The sequence below is a fragment of the Actinoplanes sp. NPDC048791 genome (genome assembly GCF_040650095.1).
Lineage (GTDB): Bacteria > Actinomycetota > Actinomycetes > Mycobacteriales > Micromonosporaceae > Actinoplanes.
In genome coordinates this window covers 1-9,448 of the sequence record NZ_JBEZGQ010000261.1, presented here as the reverse complement: position 1 = coordinate 9,448, position 9,448 = coordinate 1, and the positions used below count along the sequence as shown (strand labels likewise).

Genomic DNA, 9,448 nt, shown 5'->3' with positions numbered 1-9,448 from the left:
GGCCAGGTGCGTGGCCGGCGCCGCACCCAGGACGAGCGGCGCGAAGTGCGCACTGAACAGCCCGGCACCCACCCCCACCACCAGCCCGGCGCCGATCGCCACCGCCACGCCGGGCGCCACCGCCAGTGCCGCCACCGCCCCCGCCGCGATCAGCAGCCCGGTGATCGCCGCCGCACCCGGCCGCCGCGCCGCACCCCGCGCCAGCACGATGCTCGCCACAACTGCTGTCCCGAGAGCCACGGCACCCACAACCGCCCCACCCGCGGCGGCTGGCCAGTGCCGCTGCCGAGCCAGCAACGGCACCAGCAACCCGGAAACCGGCAACAGAGAGGCGGCAGCAGCAGCCGTCAGCAAGAGCGCCGGTCGCAGAACCCTGTCCCGCCCGGCCGTACGCAACCCGTCAACCGCCTGCCGCCAGAAACCACCGGCCCGAGCCGGCGCCGCGCTCGCCGGACGCCCCAGCTCCGGCAAGCTTCGCCGCAGTCCCAGCAGCACCAAGGCCATCAGGGCGAACGTCACCGCATTCCCCAGAGCCGCGGCGGCGATCCCCGCGGCAGCCACCACCACCGCGCCCAGCGGCGGCCCGGCAGCAGCAACGAGCTGACCGGCGAGGTGACGGGCCGACAGCGCCCGGGCCAGGCCGGGACCGCTCACCAGCAACCGCGGCAGCGACCCGGAGCTGGGCAGATAGAAAGCGTCCACCAGCCCGACGGCCAGCGCCGCACCCACCAGCAACCACGGCTGCTCGCCCCACACCGCCGCCGCTCCCGCGACCGCCAGCATCACCGCCGTCATCACGACGTCGGCCACGATCATCACGCGCCAGGCGCCGACCCGGTCGGCCACCGCCCCGCCCGCCAGCAACAACAGCACCCGCGGCAGGTTGATCGCCGTCAGCACCAGGCCGGCGAACGCCCCGCCGCGCCCCGCCGCCACCCAGGCCATCGCGAAGCCCAGCACCTGCGTGCCGAGCAGTGACACCGTCGCGGCCGCCAGCCAGATCCCGTATCTCCGCACGGGTGGGAGCCTGGTGCCTCGAGTTGGTCGAGGGTCAAATCCTCAGCGGCGCCACGGCGGCGGCTGCCCGTGCAGCCACCATTGCAGCGCCCTGGTGACCTGCGGCAGCACCAGGTACGTCATCAGCGGCGTCAGGCACAACGTGGTCACCAGCGTGCGCACCAGCACGTGCTGTCCGGCCAGCAGCTGCCCCAGCGTCACCGCCGCGAGCAGGCTGACCGGGAAGAAGCCCAGCCAGATGATCACCGCCTGCTTCCAGCGCGGCGGCGGACCCGGCGGCGGCGCGGTCAGGTCGTCGACCTCGTGCTCCTGCGGCGGGTCGAACCAGCCCTCGATGCCGGTGCGCCGCTCCACCCGGGTGTGCTCGACCATGCCCTGCGCCGACGACAGCCACCACTGCCGCTGCGGGGACTCCTCCCACGCGTGCAGCGCGGCGGCGTCGGCGAAGCGGTACAGCATGTGCCACTCCGTCGAGCCCAGCACCGGCCGCATCCAGCCGACCCCGAGGAAGCCGGGGAAGTCCTCGGCCAGGGTGGCGCCGGCCCGGACCCAGGCCAGCATCTCCGCGTTGCGGGACGGGTCGGCCCGGCGGGTGATCGCCACGGTGACGGCGAGCTGCGGCGCTGCGGTTTCCATACCCTTGATGATTCATGCCCGGTGTCACGGCTGGGCGGCGAACGGCTCTCCGGGACTGTGATCAAAGCCGCGCACCCCGTGACCATCAGCACAGGTCACCGTCGCCGGGCCGGGTCCGCGCGCGGCAGGATCGTCCGTTCGCCGAGCCTGGTCATCGCGTTGAGCGGCGCTGTCGCCAGGCCGACGAGCCGCGCCAGGCCCGGCTGGCGCTGACGGCGCAACAGGCGCGGGCCGATACCGGCCATCACCTCGGTCAACGCCGGCAGCGGTCGCCCGAAGAAGGTGATCTCCCGGATCAGCCCCTGTCCGTTCAGCCGCAGCAACTGCGCTTCCTCGACCGGCTCCCGCCGGGCCCTGCCGTGGTAGAAGAGCGCCCAGGTGTCGTCCGCCCCGACCTCGGTGTGGTAGCGGATGTCGTGGATGACCTCGAAGGCGCTCGCCAGCACATCGGTCACCTGGGCCGGGCCGTGGAAGCGGAACTGTGCGGTCAGCGGTGAGATCATTTCGACCTCGGGGGCGAGACAGGCCGCGGCGGCCGTCGCATCGCCGTTCTCGCCCGCCGTACGCCAGGCAGTGATCGTCGGATTCCCCATCGACGGAATCTACCGCCTGCCGATGTCGGTGGGCCGGAGTAAGTTCCCGACCATGACGCTGCGAAAGTTCTCGATGGCTGCTCTCGCCCTCGTCACGCTGACCGCCACCGCGGGCTTCACCTCCGGGCACCCCACGCCGGCCTGGCGGCTGTCCGACACCGGGGTCACCGCCCGCTTCCGGGGCCTGGCCCCGGTCAGCGACAAAGTGGCCTGGGTGGCCGGTTCCGCGGGCACGATCCTGCGGACGGTCGACGGCGCGCGCAGCTGGCAGCGGGTCGATCCGCCGGGCACGGCCGAGCTCCAGTTCCGTGACATCGAGGCGTTCGACGCCGACCACGCCGTGGCACTGACCATCGGCGAGGGCGACCAGTCCCGGCTCTACCGGACGGCCGACGGCGGTCGCACCTGGACCGAGACGTTCCGCAACGACGACCCGGCGGCGTTCTACGACTGCGTGACCTTCCTGGACCGCCGGCACGGCCTCGCACTCTCCGACCCGGTGGGCGGCAAGTTCCGCATCCTGGCCACCGCCGACGGTGGCCGCTCGTGGCGGGTCCAGCCCACGGCCGGCATGCCCGAGGCGCTGGCCGGCGAGTTCGCCTTCGCGGCGAGCGGCACGTGCCTGGTCTCGGCCGATCGCCGCGGCGCCGGGCGGGCCTGGTTCGCCACCGGCGGCGGTGAACGCGCCCGGGTCTTCACGACCGTGAACGGCGGCCGGTCCTGGCGGGTCACGGACAGCACGATCCCGAGCGGTCCCAGCGCCGGCGTCTACAGCCTGGCCTTCCGTGACCCGTGGCACGGCATCGCGGTCGGCGGCGACTACGCCGTGCCGGAGACGGCTCCGGACGCCGCGGCGACGACCCGGGACGGCGGCCGCACCTGGCAGACCGCAAAGGCCGAGCCGGGCGAATACCGCTCGGGCGCGACCTGGCTGGGCCGCAGCACGGCGCTCGCGGTCGGGCCGACCGGCAGCGACATCAGCCGCGACGGCGGGCGGACGTGGACCGAGTTCGACGCGGGCAGCTTCGACGCGGTGCTGTGCGTGTCCGGCGCCTGCTGGGCCTCCGGCGAGCAGGGCCGGGTCGCCAAGCTGACCTGGCGCCGCTGATCCAGCGACGCCGACCCGGGCGAGCGACCCGCCCGGGTCGCACGCCCCGGGGATTCGACTGCGCTCGATACAGTGAGCGTCGATGCCCGGACCCGTCCGCTCGCACCGCCGAGCCAATCCCCTGATCGGCGCGCTGTTGGTCGGCGGCATGGTCTTCGGGCTACTAATCGCCGTCGTTCTGCTGCGGGTCGCCATGCTCGCGCTGAGTGACGTCTTCGGCGGCATCGGCTTCCTGGTGGTTATCGGGGTCATCAGCGTCACCGCCATCGGCCGGGCTTCTCTGCAGGGCCGCCGCAGGCAGCGGGCGGCCGACGAGTTACGGCACTGGGAACGCACAGCCGGGTGGGAGCCCGCGCCTTGGCGCTGGCCGTGGCAGTCACTCGTGCGCTGGCCGGAGACGGTCACTGTGCTGCGGGCGTACGCGAAGCGGGTTGATGGTTTTGCGGTCCGCACCGGGCTGCTGGAGTTCGACGACAACGGCCTGGGCACGACGGTCGACCGGCGGTCCGGCCGGGCCGCCTTCGCGATCGTCGCCCTGCCCCGGCCGGTGCCGTCGATGGGCGTGCGGGTCCACCGTCTCCCGGGCCGGCTGCGCGACGGCGAGGACGAGTTCCTGCACCGCTTCCAGCCGGTCGGCGCGGACACCGAGCGGCTCGGCGATCCGCTGCTGCGCGCCGCCCACCTGCGCGGCGACATTCCACCGTGGACGGTCATCGGCGAGGAGCTGTTCGCCTTCGTGCCGCTGGACGCGCCGCTGCGCCCGGACGACCTGGAGAAGGCCGTCGGGAAGGCGATCCGGGTGGTGCGGCTGCTCGGACTAGCCGTTGAGGTAGGTGAGCACGGCTAGCACCCGGCGGTTGTCGTCGTCCGAGGGCGGCATGCCCAGCTTGGTGAAGATGTTGTTGATGTGCTTGCTGACCGCCTTCTCGGTGACGAACAGCTTCGCCGCGATCGCCGCGTTGGACCGGCCCTCGGCCATCTCCCCCAGCACCTCCCGCTCGCGCGTGGTCAGCACCGCCAGCGGCTCCCGGCGGGCGAGCAGCTGGGACACCACCTCCGGGTCCATCGCCGTGCCTCCGTCGGCGACCCGGCGGACCGCGTCGACGAACTGGGCCACGTTCGAGATGCGGTCCTTGAGCAGGTAGCCGACGCCGCCGTTGCGGTCGCTCAGCAGCTCGCGGGCGTACAGCGGCTCGACGTGCTGGGAGAGCACCAGGACCGGCAGGCCGGGGATCTCGGTGCGGGCCGCGATGGCCGCCTGCAGGCCCTCGTCGGTGAAGGTGGGCGGCAGCCGTACGTCGACGACGGCCACGTCCGGTCGGTGCTTGATCAGCGCGGGCAGCAGCGCCGGGCCGTTGTCCACGGCCTCGACCACCTCGAACTCGAAGGCCTCCAGCAGGCGGGTCAGCCCGTCGCGGAGGAGGGCGAGGTCTTCAGCGAGGACAACGCGCACGGCAACTCCATCGATACGACCGTCGGTCCGCCCGGCGGGGAGGACACCGACATGGTGCCATCGAATGCGGCCAGGCGGCGGGCGATGCCCCGCAGTCCGGTGCCGTGGGCCGGATCGGCGCCGCCCACCCCGTCGTCGCTCACCGTCAGCAACAGCAGGTCGTCGACGTGCTGGACGTAGATCTGCACGGTCCGGGCCCGGCTGTGCCGGACCACGTTGGCCAGTGCCTCGGCGGTGGCGAAGTAGGCGGCGGACTCCACCGGGGTCTGCGGGCGGCCGGGCAGGTCCATCTCCACGGTCACCCGTAGCGGCAGGCTCAGGGCCAGTGCGCGTACCGCGCCGTCGAGACCACGCTCGGCCAGCACCGGCGGGTGGATGCCACGCACCAGGTTGCGCAGTTCGAGCAGCGCCGTACCGCTGGCCTCGCGGGCCTCGGCCAGCAGCTTGCGGGCCGCGGCCGGATCGCGCTCGATCATCTCCTCGGCCAGCCCGATGGTCATGCCCAGTGAGACCAGCCGGGCCTGCGCCCCGTCGTGCAGGTCACGCTCGATCCGGCGCAGCTCGGCGGCCTGCGCGTCGACGGTGTCGGCCCGGGTGACGGTCAGCTGGGCGACCCGCAGCCGCAGGCCGGCGGCCTTGGTCGGGGCCAGGAACAGCTTGGCGAACTGGGCGTTGACCTCGAGCAGCCACGGGGCCGCGCCCAGGCCCAGGGCCAGGAACAGCACGCCCTGCGGCATCGAGAGCATGGCCTCGCTGAAGTTGGCGATCGGCCAGAAGACGCCGTAGCCGTACCAGTCGATGCTCAGGTAGAGCCAGAGCGGCAGCAGCGAGATGCCCTCCAGGCCGTAGAGCGGGATGACCACCGCGAGCAGGCCGAGCACGAAGGCGACGATCGCGCCGGGGAGCAGCCAGGCCAGGTCCCGCCAGGTCGCCGGGTCGGTGGCGATCCACCGGAAGCGTTTCCAGCCGCCGGGCAGCGCCCGTGCCGGCGGCGGCTCGTACGGGCGGGCGATCGCGATGCCGGCCCGCGCCGCCAGCCGGCGTTCCAGGTTGGCCCGCATCCGGACCAGGTTGGTGACCCACGGCAGCAGGGCCAGGCCGAGGAAGGGCACCGGGGTGAGGGCGAGCGCCACGATCGACATCGCCAGCAGCGGCAGGTTGGTGATGGCCAGGCCGACGGCGAACACGCCACCCGCGATGGCCCGCAGGCCGTCGCGTACCCACGAGCGCGTCTCCATGGCCTCATTCTCCTCGCCGGTCCCGGCACACCCGGTGATACCGCTCCACCATGTGCACAATCCCCCACGTTTGACGGGGGTGCTAACACCACCATTGCCGGGGATCTGACACTCCTGACCGTTCGGCCCCCATGCCGGAGTCTGAAGGCATGACGACAACGACGGAGCGGCCGCGGTCCACGGCCGGTAGCGACTTCGCCGAGTTGAACCGCCGGGTCACTCGCGCGGGCCTGCTCGAGCGCAAACCGGCGTACTACGCCGTCAGGCTGACCGCGGTCTCCCTGATGCTCATCGGCGGCTGGACCGCGTTCTTCCTGATCGGCGCCTCCTGGTGGAACCTGGCCACGGCCGTGTTCCTCGCGGTGGCCTTCACCCAGGTGGCGCTGGTGGCGCACGACCTCGCCCACCGGCAGGTCTTCCGCACCAAGCGCCCCGGTGAGATCACCGGCCGGATCGCCGGCAACCTCGGCGTGGGCATGAGTTACGGCTGGTGGATGGACAAGCACACCCGCCACCACAACAACCCCAACCACGACGACCTCGACCCCGACGTCGCCCCCGAGGTGCTGATCTGGGCGACCAAGTCGGCCTGGGGCCGCCGCGGGCTGAAGGGTTTCGTGACCCGGCACCAGGCGGGCCTGTTCTTCCCGCTGCTCACGCTGCTCGGCATCGACCTGAAGATCTCCAGCGTCAAGGCGCTGATCCGCGGCGACATGAAGCGCCGCAACCTCGAGGCCGGCCTGCTGATCGTGCACGCGGCCTGCTACCTCACCGCGCTGTTCGTGATCCTCTCGCCGCTGCAGGCCGTCGCCTTCCTCCTGGTGCACCAGGCGCTGTTCGGTGTCTACCTGGGCATGACGTTCGCCCCGAACCACAAGGGCATGCCGCACCCGGACGGCACCGAGGACTACCTGCGCAAGCAGGTCCTGACCTCCCGCAACGTGACCGGCGGCTGGCTGACCGACGCGGCCATGGGCGGCCTGAACTACCAGATCGAGCACCACCTGTTCCCGGCCATGCCGACACCGAACCTGCGCAAGGTGCAGCCGATCGTCGAGGCGTACTGCGCCGAGATCGGTGTCTCCTACGAGTCGACCAGCCTGATCAACTCGTACCGGCAGGCGCTGCGGCACCTGCACGAGGTCGGCGCCCCGCTGCGCGAGGCCAGGGCCCGCTGACAACTCCCGCTCTGTGAGAGCGTGAGGGCATGGACCTACAGCTCACCGGCAAGGTCGCGGTCATCACCGGCGGCACGGTCGGCATCGGCCTGGCGATCGCCCGCGGCCTCGCGGCCGAGGGCGCTCACCTGGCCCTCTGCGCCCGCGACGAGCAGCGGCTGCGGGCCGTCGTGGCTCAGCTCCGCGAAGAATTCAAGGTACGCGTCATCGGGGTGGCCGCCGACATCGGAGGACTCGATGGCCCGGCTCTGCTGGAGCGCGCGGTCGTCGACGAGTTCGGCGGCGCCGACATTCTGATCAACAACGCCGGCACCGGCAGCGAGGAAACCATCCTCGAGGCCGGTGACGAGCGCTGGCAGGCGTACTGGGAACTGCACGTGATGGCCGCCGTCCGGCTGGCCCGCCTCTTCGCACCGCTGATGAAGGCCCGCGGTGGTGGGGTGATCCTGCACAACGCGTCGATCTGCGCGACGCAGCCGCTGGGCTACGAGCCGATCTACAACGTCACCAAGGCGGCGCTGGTGATGTTCTCCAAGTGCCTGGCCAACGAGCTGATCGGCGACAACATCCGGGTCAACGCGGTCAACCCGGGGCTGGTCATGACGCCGGACTGGGAGAAGACCGCGAAGGCGCTGACCGCCGGCACGGACCGGTCCTGGCAGGAGCACCTGCAGCAGATCGCGACCGACAACGCCCCGATCGGCCGGTTCGCGGACCCGGCCGAGATCGCCGACCTGTTCGTCTTCCTGTGCTCTCCGCGGGCGAGCTACACCGTCGGCTCGACGTACTACATCGACGGCGGCTGGTTACGCACGACGACGTAGCATCTGGCCCTATAGTGGCGGTCGTGACCGTGCCCGCCGGAATCGACGCCACCGTCCCGAACGCCGCCCGCATGTACGACTACTGGCTGGGCGGCAAGGACAACTACGCCGCCGACCGGGCTGCCGCCGAGGCGGTGCTGGCCGTGGCGCCGGAGATGCGCGAGGCCGCCCGCTCGGGCCGGGCGCTGATCAAGCGGGTGGTCGAGCACCTGGTCCGCGACCGTGGCGTCCGGCAGATTCTCGACCTCGGTTCGGGCCTGCCGGCGGCCGAGAACGTGCACGAGATCGCCCGCGCCATCGACCCGTCGGTCCGCGTGGCCTACGTCGACTACGACGACGTCGTCTGCATCCACGGCCGGGCCCTGCTGTGCGACCCGGAACGCGCGATCATTCTGCGCCGCGACGTCCGCGAGCCGAAGACGATCCTCGAGGATCCGGAACTGCGCGGCCTGCTCGACCTGGACCAGCCGGTGGCGGTGCTGATGATGTTCCTGCTGCACCTGATGCCGGACGACGACAAGCCGCACGACGTGGTGGCGGCGTACCGGGAGGCGCTGGCACCGGGCAGCTTCCTGGCGATCTCGCACGCGGCCAACGACGCCCGGCCGGACTACATGGCCCGGATCAGCGCCATCTACAAGGGCGCCAACGCACCGTTCACGCCCCGGCCGAGGGCGGAGATCGAGGCGTTCTTCGGTGACTTCGAGCTGGAACCGCCGGGCCTGGTCAACGTGTGGCCGTACGAGCAGCCGCCGCCGGAGATGGACCCGGACCTGGCCCGGATGGGCTACGGCGCGGTGGGCCGCAAGCTCTGATCGTGGTCGCAGGCCCCGGTGTCGAACCGGGCCGGCCGCCCTTATGAGGGGCGGATGAGCAGCCAACGCTCAGCCTGCGGTTGCCGCGTGCGCCGCCGGGGAATCGAACCCCGAACCCTCCGTTTAAGAGACGGATGCTCTACCTGTTGAGCTAGCGGCACTGGTGTTTCCGGGAATGAAAAAACCGCCCTCCCGAACCGGGATGGGCGGCACGCTGAACGCAGCGTCAGCCGCGTCGCCGGCCCGATCCGGGGCGCATCATCCGCTTGCCGTTCATGGTGCGGACCATCTTCGAACCCCCTTCGGCCGGTCGCTTCGTGCGGTGTGATTCCCACAGTAAAGATCGCGATACGAGCCCTCAACGCATTAATGGGTTTTGGGGAGCACGCAGCCGGCAGGGTCCGGGGGCCCGGTCACGAGCCGCCAGGCGAGTGGGCACCCGGGCCCGGTCTCGGCGTGAGTGCCCTGTGTCAACCAACCGGTTGTGGATTTTGTTGGAGGAGGGTTTGCAGGGCGCGATGTTGGGCGGGGTCGTAGGGGGTGTGGGTGGTCCAGCATCGGTAGATCACGGTCAGCCAGGCACGGG

General features: G+C 71.6%; 10 protein-coding genes and 1 tRNA gene. 5 read left to right on the top strand and 6 right to left on the bottom strand.

Going from position 1 to position 9,448, the window contains the following annotated elements; genetic code table 11:
- From AB0C29_RS20115 to AB0C29_RS20105, 3 genes are all read right to left on the bottom strand, one after another.
- The coding region (locus AB0C29_RS20115; RefSeq protein WP_360822176.1) for an MFS transporter at positions 1-1,017 on the bottom strand (1,017 nt) is incomplete at its 3' end.
- A gap of 42 nt (positions 1,018-1,059) precedes the next feature.
- Entirely contained in the window at positions 1,060-1,653 is a 594-nt protein-coding gene (locus AB0C29_RS20110) for an antibiotic biosynthesis monooxygenase (protein ID WP_360822174.1), read from the bottom strand.
- 95 nt (positions 1,654-1,748) lie between these two features.
- Entirely contained in the window at positions 1,749-2,246 is a 498-nt protein-coding gene (locus AB0C29_RS20105) for a nuclear transport factor 2 family protein (protein WP_360822172.1), read from the bottom strand.
- A 52-nt stretch (positions 2,247-2,298) separates the two neighbouring features.
- Between AB0C29_RS20105 and AB0C29_RS20100 the strand changes: the two genes are divergently transcribed.
- Positions 2,299-3,354: an oxidoreductase gene (locus tag AB0C29_RS20100; protein ID WP_360822170.1), complete on the top strand. Its 1,056-nt coding sequence runs from the start codon at positions 2,299-2,301 to the stop codon at positions 3,352-3,354.
- Between the two features lie 82 nt (positions 3,355-3,436).
- Positions 3,437-4,201, top strand: coding sequence for a hypothetical protein (locus tag AB0C29_RS20095; protein ID WP_360822168.1), 765 nt, complete (start codon positions 3,437-3,439; stop codon positions 4,199-4,201).
- Here the strand turns inward: AB0C29_RS20095 and AB0C29_RS20090 are convergent.
- On the bottom strand, positions 4,172-4,807 hold the full coding sequence (locus AB0C29_RS20090; protein WP_360549387.1) for a response regulator transcription factor: 636 nt from the start codon (positions 4,805-4,807) through the stop codon (positions 4,172-4,174). The two genes, AB0C29_RS20095 and AB0C29_RS20090, sit on opposite strands and share 30 nt — an antisense overlap.
- Positions 4,759-6,045 carry a sensor domain-containing protein gene (locus tag AB0C29_RS20085; RefSeq protein ID WP_360822166.1) on the bottom strand — a complete coding sequence of 429 codons (1,287 nt, stop codon included), beginning with the start codon at positions 6,043-6,045 and terminating at the stop codon, positions 4,759-4,761. The genes AB0C29_RS20090 and AB0C29_RS20085 overlap by 49 nt, the downstream gene beginning before the upstream one ends.
- A gap of 149 nt (positions 6,046-6,194) precedes the next feature.
- On the opposite strand from AB0C29_RS20085, the gene AB0C29_RS20080 reads away from it, so the two are divergent.
- From AB0C29_RS20080 to AB0C29_RS20070, 3 genes are read left to right on the top strand one after another with little or no spacing between them, the layout of a single operon-like run.
- Complete coding sequence (locus AB0C29_RS20080) at positions 6,195-7,223, top strand: acyl-CoA desaturase (protein WP_360822164.1); 1,029 nt, start codon at positions 6,195-6,197, stop codon at positions 7,221-7,223.
- Between the two features lie 29 nt (positions 7,224-7,252).
- Entirely contained in the window at positions 7,253-8,047 is a 795-nt protein-coding gene (locus AB0C29_RS20075) for an SDR family oxidoreductase (protein WP_360822162.1), read from the top strand.
- 23 nt (positions 8,048-8,070) lie between these two features.
- Complete coding sequence (locus AB0C29_RS20070) at positions 8,071-8,862, top strand: SAM-dependent methyltransferase (protein WP_360822160.1); 792 nt, start codon at positions 8,071-8,073, stop codon at positions 8,860-8,862.
- 88 nt (positions 8,863-8,950) lie between these two features.
- Here the strand turns inward: AB0C29_RS20070 and AB0C29_RS20065 are convergent.
- A tRNA-Lys gene (locus AB0C29_RS20065) sits at positions 8,951-9,023 on the bottom strand.
- Positions 9,024-9,448 lie beyond the last annotated feature (425 nt).